This window comes from Micromonospora sp. BS32 (genome assembly GCF_059089345.1).
On the sequence record NZ_JBSSHR010000002.1, the window covers coordinates 283,833 to 305,995 of the forward strand.

Below are 22,163 nucleotides of genomic sequence, written 5' to 3' on the forward strand. Positions count from 1 at the left end.
GATAAAGAGATGGCGGAGTACCCGTCGTTCGCGGTGACGGTCGATCTGGTGGTGCTCACCGTGCGTTCCGACGCCCTGCACCTGCTGCTGGTGCGTCGTGGCATCCCCCCGTACCGGGGGCGCTGGGCGCTGCCCGGCGGCTTCGTCCACATCGACGAGGACCTGCCCGACGCCGCCGTCCGCGAGCTGACCGAGGAGACCGGGCTGCCCGAGCCGGCCGGCCACCTGGAACAGCTCGGCACGTACGGCCGGCCGGACCGTGACCCGCGCGGCCGGGTGGTCACGGTGGCCTGGCTGGCGCTCCTGCCCGACCTGCCCACACCGGTGGCCGGCACCGACGCCGCCTCGGCCGACTGGCTGCCGGTCGCCCGGCTCGCCCCCGGTCAGCTCGCCTTCGACCACGACCGGATCGTGGCCGACGGCCTGGAACGCGCCCGCGCCAAGCTGGAGTACACCCCGCTGGCCACCGCGTTCTGCCCGCCCGAGTTCACCGTCGCCCAGCTCCGCGCGGTCTACGAGACGGTGTGGGGCGTCAGGCTCGACCCGCGCAACTTCCACCGCAAGGTGACCGGCACCCCGGGCTTCGTGGTGCCGGCCGGCCGCGCCACCGAGGGCGAGCGCGGCCGCCCCGCGCAGCTCTTCCGGCGCGGACCGGCCACCCTGCTGCACCCGCCGATGCTCCGGCCCGGGGAGCCGGCCTAGCCGAGGGCGACTCGCTCCGCCCGGCGGCCGGGTCTAGCCGAGGGCGGCGAAGACCACCCCGGCGACCAGGCCACCCACGGCGCCGCCGACGACAACCTGCGCCACCGTGTGGTCGCGCAGCCGCACCCGGGCCCAGCCGACCACGGGTAGCAGCGGCGCGACGACCAGCAGCCGCGGGCCGAAGGTCAGCGCCAGCACCACCACCGTGCCGGTCGCCACCGCGGAGTGGATCGACATCTTCCACCAGTGGCTGACCGTCACGGCCACCACCAGGCCGACCACCCCGGCGGCGACCAGGGCCAGCACCGGGCGCGGGGCGCCGAGCGCGGCGAGCAGCGCCAGGCCTGCGGCCGCCGAGGCGAGACCGAAGAGCAGGGGTACGCGCCGCTGCTCACGGAGCCCGACGTGATGGTCGGTCAGGCGCCCGCGCCGGACCGAGCCGACGATGTACGCGAACGGGATGCCGCTGGCGAAGACGGTGGCGAGCAGTCCCCACGCCAGCCCGTGCGGGCCGCCGGCGCCGTGCCAGGCGACCGCGACGGTGAGCGCGGTGACCAGCACGGCGGGCGCGGTCACCTCGGTGACCAGCCGGGCCAGCCGGGTCGCCGGTCCGGGCGGGACGAGCGGGCGGATGCCGCCACGGCCACCGCCGCCGTCGATCGTGTCCAGCGCCCCGTCCCCGATCCGTCCCCACCGAGCCGGCACCGCCGACGGACGACCCGGAATCCCGGCGGCGTACGACCGGCGTGGCCCCGGCCGGCACGTCGGCACGTCGGGTCGGTCAGCCGGCGTCGCCCGTCACCGTACCGTCCGCAGTGTGCCCGTCGTGGCGGGTCACACCGGCCGGCCCGGCAGCCGGGTGGGGATGGTGGTGGCGGTGGCCCGGGGACTCGCGCTCGGGACCAGGGTGACCGTCACGGTGGGACCGGGCGTGGGGCCAGCCGGCGGGACGGTCGGCGGTCGGGTCGGCACGGGACGGGTCGGCAGCGGGGCCGGGCCGGGTCGGCGGGCCGGGAGGGGCGGGTCCGTCGGCGTGGGGTCGGGCGGGGTGGTCGGCGTGGGGTCGGCCGGGTCCGTCGGCGTGGGCTCGGGCGAGGACGTCGGGGTGGGGCCGGACGAGGACGTCGGCGGCGGGGTGGGAACGCGCGGCCGGGCCGCCCCCGGCTCATCCGGGCGCGGGGGCACCGGGGCGGCCACGGGCAGCGGCAGGAACGGGGTGCCGGGCGGCAGTGGGTCGCCGTCGCTCGGCTGCCGGGGCACGGGTGCCCCCGGGCCGGTCGGCGAAAGGGCCGGCTGACCGGTGGCGGGCACCGTCACGATCACCGGTCCGACGGAGGGGGTGGGCAGGAACGGGGTACGCCCGTCGGGCAGCGCGCTGCCCACGGTGGCCGAGCCGGCGCTGATGGCGGCGAGGATCGGCATCGACGCCGTGCCGGCGAGCAGGGCGACGGTGAACAGGTAGCCCCGGCCGGGACCGTCCGAGCCGGGAGCCCGGTGCGAGCCGATCATCCGCCGGTACGCGGGGCCGGGCGGATGCCGGCCGAGCAGCGGAGCGACGGGACCCTCGGCTGTCTCGGACACGCACACTCCTCGTCGTCGGCACGGACGTCGGCCAGCCGCGCTGCATAACCAGACAAAGGCCTCTAACGCCCTCAATCTGACCCCCGTCAGCTTGAACCAGTGACGCTCAGTTCACCAGTGAGCACAGCGTGTCGACACACAAAATGTCCGTCGCGGTGAATCTTCCAAGCGACAAATCCCTCGATGCGTCACTAAGCAGACGGAACCAGGCGGGGGGAGGAGGCCATACTGTGGGCCCGCTCACCTCCTCTGCAATCATTCAGGCACGACGGCAAAGCAGCCGCACCTCCGCGCACCCCGCGGCAGGCGTGGTTGGGCGCCGGCGCTCCCGATCCGGGTTCGCCCCACGAATCCGGCTCAGGTCGCGCGGCAACCCTCACCAGGGCTAGGCGCGGCCGCCACGGACCAGCCCGGCACCGGCCGGGCCGGCGCACCATTTGCGCGGACCGGTCACCCCCGGCGCCGGCGCAGAGACGACAGGGAGAGACGGATGGCAAAGGGCGACCCCGCGGTCACCAGCCGCGGCCGGCGGGCCGCACCGCGGTCCAAGCGCACCGCCCCGGCGGGCGAGCCGGAACTCGTACAGCTGCTCACCGCCGACGGTGAGCGGATCGAGAGCGCGACCGGCCCCGACGGGACCGAGTACCGCGTCGACTTCACCGACGAGGAGTACCGCGGGCTGTACCGCGACCTCGTGCTGGTCCGCAAGCTGGACGCCGAGGCGACTGCGCTGCAGCGCCAGGGCGAGCTGGGCCTCTGGGCCAGCCTGCTCGGCCAGGAGGCGGCACAGGTCGGCTCCGGGCGCGCGCTGCGTACCCAGGACATGGCCTTCCCGACCTACCGGGAGCACGGCGTCCTCTACTGCCGAGGCATCGACCCGATCATGCCGCTCGGCCTGTTCCGCGGCGTCGACCAGGGCGGCTGGGACCCCAACGAGTTCAAGTTCAACATGTACACGATCGTGATCGGGGCGCAGACCCTGCACGCGACCGGCTACGCCATGGGCGTCCACATGGACGGCAAGACCGGCACCGAGGACGGCGAGGCGGTGATCGCCTACTTCGGCGACGGCGCCACCAGCCAGGGCGACGTCAACGAGGCGTTCGTCTGGGCCAGCGTCTTCAACGCCCCGCTGGTGTTCTTCTGCCAGAACAACCAGTACGCGATCTCCGAGCCGCTCGAGCGGCAGACCCGCGTCCCGCTCTACCAGCGCGCCGGCGGCTTCGGCTTCCCCGGCGTCCGGGTGGACGGCAACGACGTGCTCGCGTCGTACGCGGTGACCCGGCACGCGCTGGACAACGCCCGGCTCGGCCAGGGCCCCAGCCTGATCGAGGCGTACACCTACCGGATGGGGGCGCACACCACCTCCGACGACCCGACCCGCTACCGGATCGCCAGCGAGGTCGAGGCCTGGCAGGCCAAGGACCCGATCGCCCGGATGAAGGCGTTCCTGACCAAGCAGCAGATCGCCGACGCGGACTTCTTCGCGTCCGTCGACGAGCAGGCCCGCACCGAGTCGGTGCACCTGCGCGAGCGGGTGCTCGCCATGCCCAACCCGGAGCCGGTGACGATGTTCGACCACGTCTACCCCAACGGGTCCCCCGAGCTCGACGAGCAGCGGGCGAAGTTCAGCAAGTACATGGAGTCGTTCGAGGGGAGCGCCCACTGATGGCCACGGAGACGCTCACCCTCGGCAAGGCCCTCAACACCGGTCTGCGCAAGGCCCTGGAGAACGACCCGAAGGTCGTCATCATGGGCGAGGACGTCGGCAAGCTCGGCGGCGTCTTCCGGATCACCGACGGGCTCCAGAAGGACTTCGGCGACCAGCGGGTCATCGACACCCCGCTGGCCGAGTCCGGCATCATCGGCACCGCGGTCGGCCTGGCCATCCGCGGCTTCCGCCCGGTCTGCGAGATCCAGTTCGACGGCTTCGTCTACCCCGCGTACGACCAGATCGTGTCGCAGGTGGCGAAGATGCACTACCGCTCGCAGGGCAAGGTCCGGATCCCGATGGTCATCCGGATCCCCTACGGCGGTGGCATCGGCGCCGTCGAGCACCACTCCGAGTCGCCCGAGGCGTACTTCGCGCACACCGCCGGCCTCAAGGTCGTCACCTGCGCGAACCCGCAGGACGCGTACACGATGATCCAGCAGGCCATCGCTTCGGACGACCCGATCGTCTTCCTGGAGCCGAAGCGGCGCTACTGGGAGAAGGGCCAGGTCGAGCTGGACGCCCCGCTGGACGCGGCGTACCCGCTGCACTCGGCCCGGGTGGCCCGGCCGGGCGCCGATGCCACCGTGCTGGCGTACGGACCGATGGTGCGGACCTGCCTGGACGCGGCCACCGCCGCCGCCGAGGACGGTCGGGAGCTGGAGGTCATCGACCTGCGCACGCTCTCCCCGCTGGACCTGACCGCCGCGTACGAGTCGGTGAAGCGCACCGGCCGCTGCGTGGTCGTCCACGAGGCCCCGGGCAACCTGGGCCTGGGCTCGGAGATCGCGGCCCGGATCACCGAGGAGTGCTTCTACTCCCTGGAGTCCCCGGTGCTGCGCGTCACCGGCTTCGACACCCCCTACCCGGCCTCCCGGGTGGAGGAGGAGTACCTGCCGGACCTCGACCGGGTGCTCGACGCCGTCGACCGCACCTTCGGCTGGTGAGCGGCATGTCACGGATCAAGGAGTTCAACCTCCCCGACCTGGGTGAGGGTCTGACCGAGGGCGAGATCCTCGCCTGGCTGGTCAAGGTGGGCGACGTCATCGAGCTGAACCAGCCGATCGTCGAGGTGGAGACGGCGAAGGCGGCCGTCGAGATCCCGGCGAAGTGGGCCGGTCAGGTGCAGGCGATCTTCCAGCCGGAGGGCACCACGGTCGAGGTCGGTACGCCGATCATCGCGATCGACACCGACCCGGGCGCCGGCCCGATCGAGGAGTCGACGACCGGCGCGCCGGCGTCGGCGCTGCCCACCCCGTCGGCGGCGTCGCTGGCCGCGGTCGAGGTGGCCCCGGCCGAGGGCGCGATCGAGCCGGGCCTGATCGGTGGTCCCGCCCCGGGTGGGCGTACCGCCGTGCTGGTCGGTTACGGCCCGCGGACCACGGCGGCGAAGCGGCGCCCCCGCAAGGGCGACGTGCCGGCCCAGGCCCCGGCGACCCCGGCCGCGCCGGTCCAGGCGGCTCCGGCTCCGGTGGCGCCCGCTCCGGTGGCGTCCACTCCGGCACCGAACGGCAACGTGCGGGCCGGCGGGCTGGTGCTCGCCAAGCCGCCGGTGCGCAAGCTCGCCAAGGACCTCGGCGTCGACCTGGCCACCCTGACCGGCTCGGGCCCGCTGGGCTCGATCACCCGGGAGGACGTACAGCGGGCGGTGGGCACGGCCCCGGCGGCGGCCGAGCCGCTGACGGTCGCGGCGCCGGTCGCGGCCGTCGCGAGCTTCGGCGCGGACCGCGAGCAGCGCATCCCGGTCAAGGGGGTACGCAAGCTCACCGCCGAGAACATGTCCCGCTCGGCGTTCACCGCCCCGCACGTGACGGAGTTCCTGACCGTCGACGTGACCCGGGCGATGAAGGCCCTGGACCGGCTGCGCGAGCGGCGGGAGTGGCGCGACGTACGGGTCTCGCCGCTGCTGCTGGTCGCGAAGGCCGTGCTGCTGGCGGTCAGGCGGCACCCGATGGTCAACTCGACCTGGGCCGGCGACGAGATCGTGGTCAAGGACTACGTCAACCTGGGCATCGCGGCGGCCACCGAGCGTGGCCTGATCGTGCCGAACATCAAGGACGCCGGCCGGCTCTCGCTGCGTGAGCTGGCGGACGCGATGACGGGCCTGGTGCAGACGGCGAAGGCGGGGAAGACCTCCCCGGCCGACATGTCCGGCGGCACGCTGACGATCACCAACGTCGGGGTCTTCGGCGTCGACACCGGTACGCCGATCCTGCCCCCGGGCGAGTCGGCGATCCTGGCCTTCGGCGCGGTCCGGGAGATGCCCTGGGTGCACAAGGGCAAGGTCAAGCCGCGCCAGGTCACCACGCTGGGCCTGTCGTTCGATCACCGGATCATCGACGGGGAGCTGGGTTCGAGGTTCCTGCGCGACATCGGCGACTTCCTCGCCGACCCGGAGGCGGCGCTGCTCGCCTGGACGTGACAGTCCACCGCACCCGCTACGGCCGGTGTGCACGGGTTCACGCCCGGCACGCCGGCCGTAGTCCGTTCGGGCGATCGAACCTTCGGTTCAGAACCCCTTTGACCTACGATCCTTAGGTCCGTGGTTCAGCTCACCTAATAATCGATGGAAGTTGGGCTCGTCTTGCGCTTAAATAGAGACATCAGGGGCTGACAACCGAATAGCCGGAGGAGAGACCACCATGAGCATGATCGAGCGAATCCGCACCCGCCGCGACGCCAACCGCCGTGCCCGCGCCATCGAGCACGCGCTGCGTTCCGCCAACTCGCCGGCGGTCCGCGAGGAGATCCTCGCGATCGCCCAGCGTCGCATGGGCTGACGCCACCCGACTCTTCTCCTCTCCTCCAGATCGACGACCCGCCCGGGCACCGGGCGGGTCGTCGGCGTTCCAGGGCCCCGAGACCGGGATTCCACCTCGACCCGACGCCCGGTACGGTGGGGCACGGTCGCCACCCGTCGACCCGCGACGCGATCGGCCGGATGACGGCCGATCGACACCGTCCGGCGACGCGGAGTGACGGCCGGTGCTCCCCGGTAGCCACCCGCGCGCACCGGATACGGTGCGGGGAGCCACGGCCGATCCGCCGGAGCGTTCGGCGACCCAGCCGACCGGACCGGACGGCGTCGGCGGCCGACATGTGATGGAGGAGGCGCACCCATGACGTCCGAGGGCCCGCACCGCCCCGGCCAGGAGCCGGACGAGGTGCCGCCGGGCGCCGGTGGACCGGCGCCGTACGGCGACCGACAGCCGCAACAGGACACCGGGTACGGCGCCGCCGCCCCGGACCTCGGCTGGGCGCCACCGCCCCCCACCGGCCGACCGAACCCGTCCGCCCCCGCCTGGGGCGCGGCTCCCGATCAGCCCGCGACCTGGGGCGCCGCGCCGGTGCCACCGCAGGGCGAGCCGGCGCAGCCCGGCCAGTGGGGTACGCCGAGCGGCCCGCCGCAGCCCGCCTGGGCAGCGCAGGCCGACCGGCCCGCCAACGCCTGGGCCGCCGCTGCGGGGCCCTCCGCCGCACAGGGCGAACCGGCGCAGCCCAGCTGGGCGCAGGCCGAGCCGGCCGCCCCGGCGTGGGCGCAGCCCGAGTCCGGCGCCCGTGGTGCCGCCCGGGTGCCGCAGCCCGACGCCGCGCCGGCCAACAACGGCTGGCCCGCGCCGGCCGATCCGGCCACCTCCGGCGGTTGGACCCCGGCGCAGCCGGAGCAGGCCGCCGGCACCAACGGCTGGGGCACGGCCACCACCCCGCACGAAGCCGCCGCCGAACGCTCCGGCGGTTGGCACTCGGCCCCGCAGGACGGTGCCACGAGCAACGGCGGCTGGCCGAACTCCACCCAGGACGACCCGGCCCGCTCCGGCGGCTGGGACACCGGCGCCGCCGGCCAGGAGCAGAACAACGCCGCCCACCACGGCGGCTGGCAGGCCGGCGGCCAGCAGGATCCGGCCACCTCGGCCGGCTGGCACGCCGCCGAGCAGGACGACCCGGCCCGCTCGGGCGGCTGGAACGCCGCCGCACCCTCCACCCAGGACGAGGCCCCCCGCAGCGCCGGCCGCGCATCGGTACCGGTGCCGCAGCAGTCGGAGGCGGCACCCGGGTGGGCGCAGCCCGACACCGGTGCGCGCGGCGCGGCGAAGGTCCCCCAGGCCGACGCTCCCGTGAACAACGGCTGGTCCACTGAGGACGACCCGGCCCGCTCCGGCGGCTGGGCCACCGGCCAGCAGGACGAGGCCGCCCGCTCCGGCGGCTGGCCCGCCGAGCAGCAGGACGACCGTCCGCAGCAGCCGTGGGCCGCCGCGGAGGAGCCGGCGCCGTCTCGCTGGGACCCGCCCGAGCAGCAGCAGGCCCCGGACGCCTGGGGCACCGGCGCGGCCCGGGACGACCAGCGCGACGACGCCCAGCAGGGCCAGGAATGGCCGGCCGCGCCGCGTGCCGGGGCCTGGGGCGCGGCTGCCGTACCGCCGCAGGAGGAGCGTCCGGAGCAGGGCAACTGGACGCCGCCGGAGCAACCCGCCCGGGCGACCGCATCCGTCGCCACCCCCGACGGGCCGCCCGCCTGGGGCACCACCACCGACAACCCGCCGCAGTGGGCCGGTGCCGAGCGACCGGCCGTACCGGACGCCCAGCCGTGGTCGGCCGACGAGGCGTGGGGCCGTGCCGGCGCGGAGCCTGGGCAGCGCCCGGCCGAGGAGGCCTGGGAGCCGGAGCGCTCGGAGGACCAGCCCGTCTACCAGCCGGGGCCGGCCCCCGGCATCTCGCCGGCCAACGCCGTCCCGCTGCCGCCGCAGGAGCAGCGGGTTCCGGGCGCCAGCCTGGCCGCCGCCCCGCCGGCCGACTTCGCCCCGCCGGCCGACTTCGCCCCGCCGGCCCAGTTCGGCCACCCGGGCGAGCAGGCGGGCTTCGAGCCCCACGGCCGGGACGGTGCCGGCTACGAGCCGGAGCGCCCCGCCGCCGGGGCGGGCTGGGGTCCGACGGAGGAGCCGGAGTCGCCGGCCGTTCCCGTGGTGCCCGGGCCCCGTGTGTCGCCGGAGTCCGACGGCGCCGGGCGGGCCTCCGTACCGGTGGCCGACGGCGCGGACTCGGCGGCCGGCCGGGCCTCGGCGAGCGCCTCGGTGCCGCTGGCCAGCCGAGTGATGCCTCCGACCGACCAGGCGCTGCGACCGGGCGGCACGCCCGCCCCGCAGCCCCGGGTGTACGGCCGGCCCGCCCGCCCCGAGGCGGACGAGCCGGTCGAGGAGCAGCCGGAGCACATCCCGCACCAGCGCCACGACGACCACGACCGGGGCCGGTTCGACGACCAGGACCGGGGTCGCTTCGACGAGCGGCCGGACGCTCCGCACGCCTTCGGCGGCGAGGTGCCCTCCGCTGCCCCGCCCGGCTCGCCGGCCGCGCCGCCCGCCTCCTTCCCGGGCGCCATCCCGGCCTTCGCCGACCCGGCGAGCAACAACCGGCCGATGAACGGCACCCGCCCGCACAGCCCGGCCGAACGGCCGGCGGAGCAGTTCGGCGGTCCGGTTGCCGGTGGCCCGCCCGCTGGCGGTGTCCCGGGGTACGGCCACCCGGCCCACGACCCCGCGCACGGCGGTGTCCCGTCGCCGTTCCCGGCCGCCGGCCAGCAGTTCCCGCCCGCCGGCCAGCAGTTCCCGCCGGCCGGTCAGCCCTTCCCCGGTCCGGGCGGCCAGTCCGGTCCGGGCGGGTGGCCGCACGATCCGGCGCCCGAGTCGGACCAGGGACGCTTCGACGCGTTCAAGCCGGACGCCGAACCGAAGGCCGAGCAGCCGGTGCCGAAGGTCCGCAACGGCAGGGTGCTCGCCATCGTGCTGGTCGCGGCGGTGCTGATCCTGGCCGTGCCGCTCGGTCTGCTCAGCCTGCTCGGCATGGTCGGCGGGGACGACGAGCCGGCCGCGTTCAATCCGGCCGTCGGCTCCTGCGTCAAGCAGTCCGGCAACGGGGCGAGCGCGGCGAACTGCGGTGAGCAGGGCTCCTTCACGGTGGTCTCCAAGGTCGACGCCAAGGAGAAGTGCGCCGATCCGACCCAGCCGCATGTGGTGCTGCCGGGTGACGGCGCCGACCGGGTGCTCTGCCTGAAGCCGGCGGCGGCGAAGTAAGCAGCTCCGACGGCGGGGCCACGGTGATCCGTGGCCCCGCCGTCGCGTGTGATCGACCCCGCGCCGGGTCCCGGCCGGTCGGCGGCCCGCCATCCGGCAGACTGGGGCCATGAGCGCACGAGTACGGGCCCCCGAGCTGCGCGGTCGGGGCTGGCTGAACACCGGTGGGCGGGAACTGAAGCTCGCCGACCTGCGCGGCAAGATCGTCCTGCTGGATTTTTGGACCTTCTGCTGCATCAACTGCCTGCACGTGCTCGACGAGCTGCGCCCGCTCGAGGAGAAGTACGTCGACGTGCTTGTCGTGGTCGGCGTGCACTCGCCGAAGTTCGAGCACGAGAAGGACCCGGACGCGCTGGCCGCGGCCGTCGAGCGGTACGGGGTGCACCACCCGGTGCTGGACGACCCCGAGCTGGACATGTGGCAGCAGTACGCGGCGAAGGCCTGGCCGACCCTGTCGGTGGTCGACCCGGAGGGCTACGTGGTGGCCACCATGGCCGGCGAGGGGCACGCCGAGGGGCTGGCCCGGCTGGTCGACGACCTGATCGCCACGCACGAGGCGAAGGGCACCCTGCACCGCGGCGACGGCCCGTACGTCCCGCCCGCGGAGCCGGAGACGGTCCTGCGTTTCCCCGGCAAGGCCGTGCTGCTCGACGGCGGCAACCTGCTGGTCTCCGACTCGGCCCGGCACTCCCTGGTCGAGCTGGCCCCGGACGGGGAGAAGCTGGTCCGCCGGATCGGCTCCGGCGAGCGCGGTCGCACCGACGGCCCGGCGGAGGCGGCCTCCTTCTCGGAGCCGCAGGGGCTCTGCCTGCTCCCCGCGCACGCCGCCGAGGTCGCCGGCTACGACGTGCTGGTCGCGGACACCGTCAACCACCTGCTGCGCGGCGTACGGCTGGCGACCGGCGAGGTGGTGACCGTCGCCGGCACCGGCCGGCAGTGGCGATCGACGGTCGACGACCACGCGCACGACGCGCTCTCGGTCGACCTCTCCTCCCCCTGGGATCTCGCCTGGTACGACGACAAGGTCGTCATCGCGATGGCCGGCATCCACCAGCTCTGGTGGTTCGACCCGATCCGGCGGACCGCCGGCATGTACGCGGGTACCACCGTGGAGGCGCTGCGCGACGGTCCGCTGTCCGAGGCGTGGATGGCGCAGCCGTCCGGCCTGTCGGTCTCGGCCGACGGCGCCCGGCTCTGGGTGGCCGACAGTGAGACCAGCGCGATCCGGTACGTGGAGAACGGAGTGCTGGGCACCGCTGTCGGGCAGGGGCTCTTCGACTTCGGCCACGTCGACGGTCCGGCCGACCGGGCGCTGCTCCAGCACCCGCTCGGAGTCTGTGCGCTGCCGGACGGTTCGGTGCTGATCGCGGACACCTACAACGGCGCGGTGCGCCGCTTCGACCCGGAGACCAACCAGGTCGGCACGGTGGCCGACGGCCTGGCCGAGCCGAGCGACCTGGTGCTGACCGCCGAGGGCGAGGTGCTCATGGTCGAGTCGGCCGCGCACCGGCTGACCCGGCTGGCCCCGGGTGCGCTCTCCGCGGCGGGGGCGAGCACGGTCGACGGCCCCCGGCACCGGATGGAGCGCAAGCCGACGGACGTCGCGCCGGGCGAGCTGACCCTCGACGTGATCTTCACACCCGCGCCCGGGCAGAAGCTCGACGACACGTACGGCCCGTCCACCCGCCTGATGGTCTCCGCCTCGCCGCCGGAGCTGCTGATGGAGGGGGCCGGCACCACCACCGACCTGTCCCGCCGGCTGGTCATCGACGGTGCGGTGGCCGAGGGCGTGCTCCAGGTGACGGCGCAGGCGGCCACCTGTGACGCCGACGTCGAGCACGCCGCCTGCCACCTGACCCGGCAGGACTGGGGCGTCCCGGTACGGGTGGTGGACGGCGGCGCGAGCCGGGTGCCGCTGGTCCTGCGCGGCATGGACGCCTGACCGGGGGCCGGTTCACCGGGGCGGCGCGCTGGTCAACGCGCAGTCCCGGACGGGGCCGGTGGCGACGGCGGCCCGGACCCCGGTGAAGGCGGTCCGGCCGTCGCTGAGGGGCTGGTAGGTGGGTTCCAGCACGACGGTCCAGCCCTTCCTGAGCACCTCGGGGTGCACGACGAAGGTGAGGGCCGGCTCGGCCGGTTGCGGCTGGGGGACGGTGATCAGGTCGGCCTGGGTTTCGACTGGCGCGGCGTCGTCGTACCGGGTCCCGGCGCAGCGCTGGCCGACGGGGATGAAGTCGACGACCGCTGGTACGCCCGCCGCGCGCAGCTCCCGCTCGACGGCCTCGGCACCCCTGGGCTGGTACAGGTCGACCCGTACGGTGCCGTCGCCGCTGGCCTTCACCACGTTGAGCGGCGGTTCGGTTGCGGTGCCGGGCGGCGGCTTGTAGAGGGGGTCGTCCGGCGATCTCGGGGGCGCCGTCGGCGTCGGGGTCGCCGGGAGTGCCGGGGCCGGCGGGTACGCCGGGGCGGGCGCGGGTGACCGGCCGGCCCACGGAGCCACCAGCATGACGGCCGACACGGCGGCGAGACCGGCGCCGGTGGCGGTGAGCAGGGCCCGGTTGCGGCGGCGGGTCCGGCCCCGGCGCGCGATGGCGTCGACCGGGTGTGCCATCCGCACGTCGGTGAGCGTGCGTCGCACCGCGCGCAGCACATCGTCGTCATTCATGGACCGCTCCCAATCCCCGCACGGACACGAGGTGCGTCCGCAGGGTCGCGACGGCACGGGACAGGTGGGCTCCGACGGTCGCCGGTGAGATGCCGAGGACCTCGCCGACGGTGCGGGCGTCCAGGTCCAGCCAGATCCGCAGCACGACCACCTCCCGCTGCCGCTTGGGCAGTCCGCGCAGCACCGTCAGCAGCGCCCGGTCCATCCCGGCCGACTCATCCGGGGGTTGGCACCGGTCGCGGCCGTCCAACGCCACCTCGCGCCGACTGCGCCGCCACCAGGAGATCCGCAGGTTCAGCGCGGTCCGGACGACCCAGGCGGTCGGCGCGGGATGGTCGTGCAGTTTCCGCCAGGAGGCCCAGGCCCGGGCGTACGCCTCGGCGACCAGATCCTCGGCCAGGACGCGGTCGCCGGTGACCGCCAGCACGGCGCGCAGGCAGTCGTCCCGGCCGTGGTGGTAGAAGTCCGCGAACTCCGCCCGTTCTCGCTGCACGTCTCCTTCACGCACCGGCACGATGATTCGTTTACCGGGCGGGCGGAATTCAGGTGAACGGTTTCGGGGTGACGCCGGCGTCGATCAGGGCGGCCCGGACGAGCGCCGCCGAGGCGACCGCGCCCGGGGTGTCGCCGTGCAGGCAGATCGACCCGACCGCGCACGGCACGACGGTGCCGTCGACCGCGACCACGGTGTGTTCGGTGGCCATCCGGACCGCCCGGTTGGCCACCTCCTCCGCGTCGGTGACCAGCGCGCCGAGCGCGGTCCGGGGCACCAGCGTGCCGTTGGGCAGGTAGCCCCGGTCGGCGAAACCCTCGGCGACCACCCGCAGCCCGGCGCCGACGGCGAGCTGGGCGAGCTTCGACCCGGGCGCGCAGAGGATGGGCAGTTGGTCGTCGTACCCGGCGACGGCGGCGACCAGGGCGGCGGCCTGGGACTCGTCGACGGCCGCGGCGTGGTAGAGCGCGCCGTGCGGTTTGAGGTAGCGGACCCGGGTGCCGAAGAGCCGGCAGAAGGCGTCCAGCGCGCCGAGCTGATAGGTGGCCTCGTCGCGCAGCTCGGTGAAGGCGTACGCGATGTGCCGGCGGCCGAAGCCGGCGAGGTCCCGGTAGCCGACCTGGGCACCGACGGCTACCCCGCGTTCGCCGGCTGCGGCGCAGACCCGACGCATGGTGGACGGGTCCCCGCCGTGGAACCCGCAGGCGACGTTGGCGGAGGTGACCAGGTCGAGCAGCGCCTCGTCGTCGCCGAGCCGCCAGATGCCGAATCCCTCGCCGAGGTCAGCGTTGAGGTCCATGGAATCTCACCGTAGTCCCTGGCCGGGCCTGCGCGAGCCCGGTCACGTCGTCCACCACCGCGATGACCGGGTACCCGCCGGTGGTGGGGTGGTCGGCCAGGAAGATCAGCGGTTGGCCGTCCGCCGGCACCTGCACCGCGCCGAGCACCACGCCCTCGCTGGGCAGCTCTCCGGCGACCGCGCGGGTCAGCACCGCGCCGACCAGCCGGGCGCCCACCCGGTTGCTCACCGGGCTGACCGTGTACGCGGTGGTCAGCAGCGTGTCGAGCGCGCCGGCGGTGAACCAGTCGGCGCGCGGTCCGGGTCGTACGGCCAGCCGCACCTCGCCGGGCACCGGCGGGACGACGGTGACGTCGACCGGCGCGGGCGGCCCGGGCCACGGGCCGAGCGGCAGCAGGTCGCCGTCGCGGACCGGGGACGGGCCGAGTCCGGAGAGGGTGTCGGTGGCCCGGCTGCCGAGCACCGGCTCGACGGCGATCCCGCCGTCGACGGCGAGCCAGGTACGCAGCCCGGCGCGGGGCGGGCCGAGCCTCAGCTCCACGCCGGCCGGCACCGCCAGCGGTCGGCCCAGGTCGCCTGGGCGGGTACCGACCCGGACGTCCGCGTCGGCCCCGACGAGCGCCACGGTGACCGCCCGGGTGGGACGCAGCACGCAGCCGGTCAGGGTGACCTCCAGGCCGGCGACGGATTCGGGGTTGCCGACCAGCCGGTTGGCCAGCGCCAGCGCGGCCGGGTCGAGCGCGCCGGACCGGGGCACGCCGAGGTGCGCGAACCCGGGGCGGCCGAGGTCCTGGACGGTGGTGAGCGGGCCGGCCCGAAGCACCTCGAGGAAGGCGGGCCCGCTCACTCGTCGCGCTCGCGGCACACCAGCCGGACCCGGGTGCCGGGGGCCAGCCGGGCGGGCTGGTCGGCGCGCACGTCGAACAGGGTCAGCCCGGTCCGCCCGACCAGCTGCCAGCCGCCCGGCGAGGCGGTGGGATAGATCCCGGCGTACCGGCCGGCGAGGGCCACCGCGCCGGCCGGCACCCGGGGGCGGGGGGTGGCCCGTCGGGGCACCGCGCATTCGGGCGGCAGCCCGGCCAGGTACGCGAACCCGGGCGCGAACCCGCAGAACGCGACCCGGAACTCGGTGCGAGCGAGCCGGTCGACGACCGCCGCCACGTCCGTCCCCCAGTGCCCGGCGACGACGGGCAGGTCCTCCCCGTCGTACACGGTGGGCACCTCGACCGCTCCGGCGGCGGCCGTGGAGGTGGCGGGTCGGGGCGTCCAGCGGGCGATCCGCGCGGCGGTCGACCCGGGGTCCGGTACGCCGTCGAGCAGCACCGTCGCCGCGGCCGGGACGATCTCGACGGCGATCAGCTCGCCGGCGTCGCGGCGCCGCCACAGCTCGGCCCGCCACGCCTCCACCTGGTCGGGGTCGTCGCAGTCCAGCAGCAGGGCGTGCCGGCCGACGGGTCGGATCCGCATCCCGCCATACTCCCCGATCGATGGCTGCGGCAGGGCCGGTGGACCTGTACGGGTGGGTGACAAGCCGCACTACCTGCAGGTAACCTACGGTGCCGTAACCTAGGTGCGTGACCACCTCCGCACGGCTTCGACTCAAGCCGGTCGACCTCGGCAAGCCGCGGATGCGCGGCTGGCTGCACACCTACGCGTTCTTCGTCGCCCTGCTGTGCGGCATCGTCCTGTGTTCCGTCGCGGCCACCCGGCCGGGCTGGGCACCGCTGGTCAGCTGCCTGATCTACAGCCTGACCGTCTGCGGCCTCTTCGGCACCAGCGCGCTCTACCACCGGCGGGTGTGGTCGGAGCGGGGCTACCAGATCATGCGCCGGATGGACCATTCGATGATCTTCGTGTTCATCGCCGGCACGTACACGCCGTTCTGCGTCCTGCTGCTCGACCGGCGGCTGGCGACGATCATGCTCAGCATCGTCTGGGGCGGGGCGCTGGCCGGCGTGGCGGTGAAGATGATCTGGCCGCACGCGCCGCGCTGGGTCTCCGCGCCGCTCTACCTGGCGCTCGGCTGGGTGTCGGTGGCGATGCTGCCGCAGATCCTGCACTCCGGCGGCGTCACCGCCCTGGTGCTGCTCGCCGTCGGCGGGGCGGCCTACAGCGCCGGCGCGGTCTTCTACGCGCTGCGTCGGCCCAACCCGTGGCCCACCGTCTTCGGCCACCACGAGTTCTTCCACGCGTGCACGCTGCTCGCCGCGATCTGCCACCACATCGCCATCTACTTCGCGCTCTTCGCCTGAGCCGAGACGGACGCAGGGCCCCGCGCCGTTGCGGGGCCCTGCGTCGTACGGGGGTGGATCAGGCCGGGTAACCGGGGCGGCGCACCTCGCGGTACTCCTCCCGGACCACCCGGTCGTCCTGGACCGGGACGACCCGGTCGGCCACGACCCGGTCCTCGCGCACCGGGGTGGCGACGACGGTCCGCCGACGGGTGTTCCAGAAGTAGAGGGTGGTGAGCAGGCCGGCGACGCCAGCGAGCATCAGCACCCAGCCGACCACGTTGAGGTTGAGCCACCCCAGGTCGGCCTCCACGGCGAACGCGAAGATCGCACCCAGCGCGATGAGGAAGATACTGGCACCGATGCCCATGACGTCGCCTCCCTGGCTGTCAGCTGGCGTTTCCACCGCGGCCATCGATGAGCGAGCGGCATCCATCGACTTACCCAGACGCTCCGATCGTCAATCAGGCAAGCTGGGCACATGACCGACGCCCATGCCGAGACCAGGACACTCGTGCTGCTTCGGCACGCCAAGGCCGAACAGCCCGCCGGAGGCGATCCGGACCTGGAACGCCGGCTGACCGCACGGGGGCACGCCGACGCGGCCGCCGCCGGGGCCTGGCTGGCCCGGCACGCGATCCTGCCCGACGTGGTGCTCTGCTCGGCGGCCCGGCGCACCCGGCAGACCTGGCACGACGTGGCCCTGGGCATGACGGGTTCCCCTCCGGAGGGCGGGCCGACGGGGTCCACCCCGGCGGTGCGCTACGAGGCAGCCGCGTACGAGGCGCACCCGGACGACCTGCTGAAGCTGGTCCGGACCGTCGACCCGACGCCTCGCACGGTGCTGCTGATCGCCCACAACCCGGGCATCTCGCTGCTCTCCGCCCTGCTCGACCCGGAGCGGGCGGACCCGGACGGGCTGCGCACCACCGACCTGGTGGTGCACCGCCTCGGGATGCCGTGGGCGGAACTGGCGACGGGCGGCGCGCCGATCGTCGACCGGCACACCGCCCGGGGCTGACCGCCGCCGCCCGAGGATCAGGAGGGTGGTGCGGTGGGCGGCGGCGGGTCCGGCGGCGGGGGCATCATCGCGGTCGGATGGGAGAGCCGGTTCTCCTCCACGATCAGCGTGCGGGCCCGCTTGCGCCGGTCCTGCCAGAACCAGAGCGTGGTGAGCAGGACGGCGAGACCGGCCAGGATGAAGACCCAGCCGACCGCGCGCAGGTCGATCCACCAGACGTTGGCCCGGATCGCGAAGGTCATGATCGCGCCCAGCGCGATGAGAAAGATGCCACTACCAATGCCCATGTGCGCTGCACTCCCCCGTGCGGTGGCCCTTGGGCGTGCCCTGACGTGGTCCGCGACGGTTACCCGTCAGGCGGCCCGCCTACCCGGCCGGGCGCGGCGGATATACGACGGCGGCCACCTTGCCGGTGTAGAACGCCTTGTCGGCGGCGGAGACCTCGCCGGCCAGCGCCTTGAGCGCCACGTCGGCCTGCTTCTGGAGCAGCCAGCCGACGACCAGGTCGCCGATGGCCAGCAGGAAGCGGCGGCTGCTCAGGCCGACCTTGTAGAGGGCGCGGGTGTCGCCGCTCTGCGCCTCACCGAGCCAGCCGGTCATCGTGCCGAGAATGTTCTGGATCTCGCCGAGCGCCTTACCGAGCGCCTGACGCTCCTCCTTGAGCTGGCCGTTGCCGGCCTCGGAGGCGATGAACTCCTGGATCTCGCCGGCGACCGCCATCAGGGCCTTGCCGTTGTCCCGGACGATCTTCCGGAAGATCAGGTCGAGGCTCTGGATCGCGGTGGTGCCCTCGTAGAGGGTGTCGATCTTCGCGTCCCGGACGTACTGCTCCAGGGGGTAGTCCTGGAGGAAGCCGGAGCCGCCGAAGGTCTGCAGCGCCTCGTGGCCGAGCAGTTCGTACGCCCGCTCGGAGCCGACGCCCTTGACCAGCGGCAGGAGCAGGTCGTTGACCCGCTTGGCCAGCTTGATCGCCTTCTCGTCACCGGCGGCCTCGGCGATGGCCACCTTGTCCTGCCAGGAGGCGGTGTAGCAGACCAGGGCGCGCAGGCCCTCGGCGTACGACTTCTGCAGTAGCAGCGAGCGGCGCACGTCCGGGTGGTGGGTGATGGTCACCCGCGGCGCGGTCTTGTCGGCCTGCTGGATCAGGTCGGCGCCCTGCACCCGGTTCTTCGCGTACTCCAGGGCGTTCAGGTAGCCGGTGGAGAGGGTGGCGATCGCCTTGGTGCCGACCATCATCCGGGCGTACTCGATGATCATGAACATCTGCCGGATGCCGTCGTGCTTCTCGCCCAGCAGCCAGCCCTTGGCCGGTACGCCGTGCTCGCCGAAGGTCACCTCGCAGGTGTTGGAGACCTTCAGGCCCATCTTGTGCTCGACGTTCGTGGCGAAGACGCCGTTGCGCTCGCCCAGCTCGCCGGTGTTCTCGTCGAAGTGGAACTTCGGCACCACGAAGAGCGACAGGCCCTTGGTGCCCGGGCCGCCGACGCCCTCGACGCCGACCGGGCGGGCCAGCACGTAGTGGACGATGTTGTCGCTCAGGTCGTGCTCACCGGAGGTGATGAAGCGCTTCACGCCCTCGATGTGCCAGGAGCCGTCCGGCTGCTGCACCGCGCGGGTGCGGCCGGCGCCCACGTCCGAGCCGGCGTCCGGCTCGGTGAGCACCATGGTCGAGCCCCACTGCTTGTCGATGAAGAGCCGGGCCCACTTCTTCTGCTGCTCGGTGCCCTCGACGTCGAGCACGTGCGCGAAGGACGGGCCGGAGGAGTACATCCAGATCGGCGCGTTGGCGCCGAGCACCAGCTCGGCGATCGACCACCAGAGCGCGCGCGGGGCGTTGGTGCCGCCGAGCGCCTCGGGGAGGTCCAGCCGCCAGAACTCGGAGTCCATGAACGCCTGGTACGACTTCTTGAACGACTCCGGCAGCGGCGCGGTGTGCGTCGCCGGGTCGAAGACCGGCGGGTTGCGGTCGCTGTCCGTGTAGCTGGCCGCGAGGTCCTCGCGGGCCAGGCGGTCGACCTCGGAGAGGAAGCTGCGGGCGGTGTCGACGTCCAGTTCCGTGTACGGCTCCTGGCCGAACGTCCGGTCCGCCCCGAAGACCTCGAACAGATTGAACTCGAGGTCCCGAAGGTTGCTCTTGTAGTGGGTCATGCTCGCTGGCCCCGCTTCCGGACAGGTGTTACCGATCAGTAACCCCGACTGTATTACTCGCCGGTAGCCAACGACAAGCCGATCACCGAAGTGACAGCGATTACACACCTGCGGTTCGGCTTACGGGCGGGGTCAGCTCTCCGCCGCGCCGACCTCCCAGCTGGGCACCGGCACGGTCGCGCCGCTGCGCGGGCCGGTGTATTCCATCAGCACCAGGGCGATGTCGTCGTCGAGCCGGCCGTGCACCCACTCGACCAGCGCGGTCTCCAGCGAGGCCAGGCCGTCGCCGACCGTGCCGTGGCCCAGCAACCGCCAGGCCCGGTCGGCGGTGGGGAAGAACTCACCCTCCCGCCGCGCCTCGCCGAGCCCGTCGGTGAAGAGCAACAGCCGGTCACCCGGCTCCAACCGCTCCACCCGGGGCCGGACCACCGGCATGAACCCGAGCGGCGGGGCCGGCGCGGGCGGCTCGAGCGGGATCACCGCGCCCCGACGCAGCAGCAGCGGTGCCGGGTGCCCGCAGTTGACGATGGTCAGCGTCCCACCCCGCTCCTCGACCAGCGCGGCGGTGACGAAGTCCTCGTCGCCCACGTTGCGGGCCACCGCCCGGTCCAGGTCGGTCACCACCGCCCGCAGGTCGGCCCGCTCGAACGCCACGTGCCGGTACGACCCCAGCACGATGCTGGCCAGCCGGACCGCGTCCAGCCCCTTGCCCCGGACATCCCCGATGATCATGCGGACGCCGTACGGGGTGTCGATCGCCTCGTACAGGTCGCCGCCGATCTCGGCGGTGGCCGTCGAGGAGATGTAGCGGGCGGCGACGGCGAGGGTGCCCACCTGCGGGCCGAGCGGGCGCAGCACCGCCTGCTGGGCCACCGACGCCAGCTTCGACAGCTCGGCGATCCGTTCGGCCTGGCGCTGCCGTACCCCCGCCACCCCGGCCGCGACCAGGGCGGCGGCGGCAATGCCCGCGAGGTCCACCCCGGTGGTCACCGACGCGGCGGGCTCGGCGAGGGCGAAGGCCGCCCCGACGGCGAGCGCGACCAGCCCCACCCCGAGCACCACCCGCCAGGAGGCGAAGCCGGCGGCCAGGATCGGCGCGATCATCATCAGCGCGACGTAGTGGGCCGTGCCGCCGTCGGCCAGCTCGACCGCCGACACGATCGCGAGCAGACCGAGGGCCGCGCCGACACCGGCGCGGGACGCGGGGCTCAGCGGGCCGCGGCCCGACTGAAAGGCATGCGTACGTACGAGGGACAGCATGCCTGATGGACGTGAACCCGGGAATGAACCTGACCCGTCGTCCGAGGGTGTTCTGACCGGGCGGGTCACCACCGCGGTCCGATCACCGTCAGCCGAGCACCTCGTACGTGACGGTCAGCTCACCGAGGTCGACCGAGGCGATCGCCTCGAAGGCGGCCCGGGACAGGTCGATGCAGCGGCCGTCGATGTACGGCCCACGGTCGTTGATCCGGACCGTGACGGACTTGCCGTTGTCCGGGTTGGTGACCCGGACCCGGGTGTTGAACGGCAGCGTCTTGTGCGCGGCGGTCAGCTCGTCCGGGTTGAAGGTCTCGCCGTTGGCCGTCATCTGGCCCTCGTCGTAGAAGGACGCGCCGCAGGAGCCGCTCTCCACGACGGTGCTCTTCGGCTCGGCCTTCCTGGTGGTGGCGGAGGGCTTCGGCGTGGCGGTGCGGGTCCTGCTCCGGGAGGCCGCCTGGGTCCGGGTCGCCTTCGGGCTGGCGGTGACGGTCGGCGAGGGGCTCGCGCTCGGGGAGAGCGTCGGGCTGGCGCTCGGGGTCGGCGACGCGGCGGTGGCGCTCGGGGTGACGGCGCTGGGCACCGCCTCGGCCACGGCCGGGGTCCCCGCGTCGCTCGAGGTGAGCTGCACCGCGCCGACGGTGCCGCCGACGGCCAGCGCCACGCCGACCGCCGCGGTGGCGGCGATGCCGGCCGGCGAGGAGAACATGCGGGTACGGGAGTGCCTGCCAGCCACCGGCCGGGTCCTTTCGTCAATGAGCAAATCGGGTCGGACCGTAACGAGAGAAGCACTTCCGACGTCAACGTGATCATGTAGGTATCGCCCGAATTGCAGTGATACGTGTAGCCGATCATCCGAGGCGTGCTGGGCCGTACGGCCCAGAATGCCACCGGTGGCATTCGTCGGCGAAGATGGGCGGATGGCCACTGAGCTGTGCGAACGTCTCGTGGAACTGTTCCGCTGGGTCGACACCGGCCCCGGCAGCAGCCACCTGGTCAGCGACACGTCGGGCTGGTGGCGGGACCCGGAGGTGCTGGCCGGGCTCGGGAGCGCCCTGGTCGCGCCCTTCCGGACGGCCGCGCCGACGGTGGTGGTCGCCCCGGCCGTCACCGGGCTGCTGCTCGGCCCGCTCGCCGCCACCGCGCTCGGGGTGGGCTTCGTCCCCGCCCACAAGCCGGGCGACGGGAGACTGCCGGTCGGGCCGCTGACCTGGGCGCAGAGCCCACCGGACTTCCGTGGCCGCCAGGTCGACCTGGCCGTGGCCGACCGCCGGCTCGGTGCCGGAGACCGGGTGCTGATGGTGGACGACTGGGTGGCCACCGGGGCGCAGGTCCGGGCGATCCGGGAGATCTGCGCGGCCCGCGGGGCGCACTGGGTGGGCGCCGCCGCGATCGTCGTCGACTGCCCGCCCGACGTGGCCACCGAGCTGGGCGTACGCGGCCTGCTGACCGCCGACCGACTGCACGGTTGACCTCAACCGAACTTCAGG

Annotated in this window: 21 protein-coding genes and 1 pseudogene; 10 read left to right on the forward strand and 12 right to left on the reverse strand. The window is 74.0% G+C overall.

Going from position 1 to position 22,163, the window contains the following annotated elements:
• Positions 1-9: 9 nt before the first annotated feature.
• Positions 10-702 (forward strand): NUDIX hydrolase, encoded by a 693-nt coding sequence (locus AC5RWQ_RS04045; RefSeq protein ID WP_494281387.1) that lies wholly within the window; start codon positions 10-12, stop codon positions 700-702.
• A 33-nt stretch (positions 703-735) separates the two neighbouring features.
• Here the strand turns inward: AC5RWQ_RS04045 and AC5RWQ_RS04050 are convergent, their stop codons facing one another.
• Positions 736-1,335 carry a phosphoesterase PA-phosphatase gene (locus AC5RWQ_RS04050; protein WP_494281620.1) on the reverse strand — a complete coding sequence of 200 codons (600 nt, stop codon included), beginning with the start codon at positions 1,333-1,335 and terminating at the stop codon, positions 736-738.
• Positions 1,336-1,536: 201 nt separating this feature from the next.
• The gene (locus tag AC5RWQ_RS04055; protein WP_494281388.1) at positions 1,537-2,283 is read right to left on the reverse strand and encodes a hypothetical protein; all 747 of its coding nucleotides are present in this window, start codon (positions 2,281-2,283) and stop codon (positions 1,537-1,539) included.
• Positions 2,284-2,773: 490 nt separating this feature from the next.
• Here AC5RWQ_RS04055 and pdhA point away from each other — a divergent pair, with 490 nt between their 5' ends.
• The 6 genes from pdhA (at position 2,774) to AC5RWQ_RS04085 (ending at position 12,001) form a co-directional block, all read left to right on the forward strand.
• A complete protein-coding gene (pdhA, locus tag AC5RWQ_RS04060; protein ID WP_494281389.1) occupies positions 2,774-3,952 on the forward strand; it encodes a pyruvate dehydrogenase (acetyl-transferring) E1 component subunit alpha in 1,179 nt (392 codons plus the stop codon).
• Complete coding sequence (locus AC5RWQ_RS04065) at positions 3,952-4,941, forward strand: alpha-ketoacid dehydrogenase subunit beta (RefSeq protein ID WP_334486760.1); 990 nt, start codon at positions 3,952-3,954, stop codon at positions 4,939-4,941. The genes pdhA and AC5RWQ_RS04065 overlap by 1 nt, the downstream gene beginning before the upstream one ends.
• Positions 4,942-4,946: 5 nt before the next feature.
• Positions 4,947-6,416 (forward strand): dihydrolipoamide acetyltransferase family protein, encoded by a 1,470-nt coding sequence (locus tag AC5RWQ_RS04070; RefSeq protein WP_494281621.1) that lies wholly within the window; start codon positions 4,947-4,949, stop codon positions 6,414-6,416.
• A gap of 220 nt (positions 6,417-6,636) precedes the next feature.
• Positions 6,637-6,774 (forward strand): hypothetical protein, encoded by a 138-nt coding sequence (locus AC5RWQ_RS04075; RefSeq protein WP_334486763.1) that lies wholly within the window; start codon positions 6,637-6,639, stop codon positions 6,772-6,774.
• A 339-nt stretch (positions 6,775-7,113) separates the two neighbouring features.
• Positions 7,114-10,059, forward strand: a complete 2,946-nt coding sequence (locus AC5RWQ_RS04080) for an LppU/SCO3897 family protein (RefSeq protein ID WP_494281390.1) — start codon at positions 7,114-7,116, stop codon at positions 10,057-10,059.
• 109 nt (positions 10,060-10,168) lie between these two features.
• Complete coding sequence (locus AC5RWQ_RS04085; RefSeq protein ID WP_494281391.1) at positions 10,169-12,001, forward strand: NHL domain-containing thioredoxin family protein; 1,833 nt, start codon at positions 10,169-10,171, stop codon at positions 11,999-12,001.
• A 12-nt stretch (positions 12,002-12,013) separates the two neighbouring features.
• Here the strand turns inward: AC5RWQ_RS04085 and AC5RWQ_RS04090 are convergent, their stop codons facing one another.
• The 5 genes from AC5RWQ_RS04090 to AC5RWQ_RS04110 are packed head-to-tail and all read right to left on the reverse strand — an operon-like array spanning position 12,014 to position 15,483.
• Entirely contained in the window at positions 12,014-12,724 is a 711-nt protein-coding gene (locus AC5RWQ_RS04090) for a hypothetical protein (protein WP_494281392.1), read from the reverse strand.
• On the reverse strand, positions 12,717-13,232 hold the full coding sequence (locus AC5RWQ_RS04095; protein WP_494281393.1) for an RNA polymerase sigma factor: 516 nt from the start codon (positions 13,230-13,232) through the stop codon (positions 12,717-12,719). Before AC5RWQ_RS04095 ends, AC5RWQ_RS04090 begins: the two co-directional genes overlap by 8 nt.
• Positions 13,233-13,266: 34 nt before the next feature.
• Entirely contained in the window at positions 13,267-14,016 is a 750-nt protein-coding gene (locus tag AC5RWQ_RS04100) for a LamB/YcsF family protein (protein ID WP_494281394.1), read from the reverse strand.
• Positions 14,000-14,974, reverse strand: a complete 975-nt coding sequence (locus tag AC5RWQ_RS04105) for a 5-oxoprolinase subunit C family protein (RefSeq protein ID WP_494281622.1) — start codon at positions 14,972-14,974, stop codon at positions 14,000-14,002. The genes AC5RWQ_RS04100 and AC5RWQ_RS04105 overlap by 17 nt, the downstream gene beginning before the upstream one ends.
• Positions 14,860-15,483: a 5-oxoprolinase subunit B family protein gene (locus AC5RWQ_RS04110; protein WP_494281395.1), complete on the reverse strand. Its 624-nt coding sequence runs from the start codon at positions 15,481-15,483 to the stop codon at positions 14,860-14,862. Before AC5RWQ_RS04110 ends, AC5RWQ_RS04105 begins: the two co-directional genes overlap by 115 nt.
• A gap of 107 nt (positions 15,484-15,590) precedes the next feature.
• On the opposite strand from AC5RWQ_RS04110, the gene trhA reads away from it, so the two are divergent.
• Complete coding sequence (trhA, locus tag AC5RWQ_RS04115; RefSeq protein ID WP_494281396.1) at positions 15,591-16,268, forward strand: PAQR family membrane homeostasis protein TrhA; 678 nt, start codon at positions 15,591-15,593, stop codon at positions 16,266-16,268.
• A 58-nt stretch (positions 16,269-16,326) separates the two neighbouring features.
• Here the strand turns inward: trhA and AC5RWQ_RS04120 are convergent, their stop codons facing one another.
• A complete protein-coding gene (locus AC5RWQ_RS04120) occupies positions 16,327-16,617 on the reverse strand; it encodes a DUF6458 family protein (protein ID WP_334486780.1) in 291 nt (96 codons plus the stop codon).
• A 111-nt stretch (positions 16,618-16,728) separates the two neighbouring features.
• Here AC5RWQ_RS04120 and AC5RWQ_RS04125 point away from each other — a divergent pair, with 111 nt between their 5' ends.
• Positions 16,729-17,268: a SixA phosphatase family protein gene (locus tag AC5RWQ_RS04125; protein ID WP_494281397.1), complete on the forward strand. Its 540-nt coding sequence runs from the start codon at positions 16,729-16,731 to the stop codon at positions 17,266-17,268.
• Between the two features lie 17 nt (positions 17,269-17,285).
• On the opposite strand, the gene AC5RWQ_RS04130 is transcribed toward AC5RWQ_RS04125, so the two are convergent.
• The 4 genes and pseudogenes from AC5RWQ_RS04130 to AC5RWQ_RS04145 all read right to left on the reverse strand — a co-directional run bounded on the left by AC5RWQ_RS04130 (position 17,286) and on the right by AC5RWQ_RS04145 (position 21,409).
• Entirely contained in the window at positions 17,286-17,555 is a 270-nt protein-coding gene (locus AC5RWQ_RS04130) for a DUF6458 family protein (protein ID WP_067300694.1), read from the reverse strand.
• Positions 17,556-17,664: 109 nt separating this feature from the next.
• Positions 17,665-19,416 (reverse strand): annotated as a pseudogene (locus tag AC5RWQ_RS04135) (acyl-CoA dehydrogenase); the annotation flags it as partial.
• A gap of 132 nt (positions 19,417-19,548) precedes the next feature.
• A complete protein-coding gene (locus AC5RWQ_RS04140; RefSeq protein WP_494281398.1) occupies positions 19,549-20,676 on the reverse strand; it encodes a PP2C family protein-serine/threonine phosphatase in 1,128 nt (375 codons plus the stop codon).
• 88 nt (positions 20,677-20,764) lie between these two features.
• Positions 20,765-21,409, reverse strand: a complete 645-nt coding sequence (locus tag AC5RWQ_RS04145; protein ID WP_494281399.1) for a septal ring lytic transglycosylase RlpA family protein — start codon at positions 21,407-21,409, stop codon at positions 20,765-20,767.
• A 184-nt stretch (positions 21,410-21,593) separates the two neighbouring features.
• On the opposite strand from AC5RWQ_RS04145, the gene AC5RWQ_RS04150 reads away from it, so the two are divergent.
• Positions 21,594-22,145, forward strand: a complete 552-nt coding sequence (locus AC5RWQ_RS04150) for a phosphoribosyltransferase (RefSeq protein ID WP_494281400.1) — start codon at positions 21,594-21,596, stop codon at positions 22,143-22,145.
• The last annotated feature ends 18 nt before the right edge of the window (positions 22,146-22,163 follow it).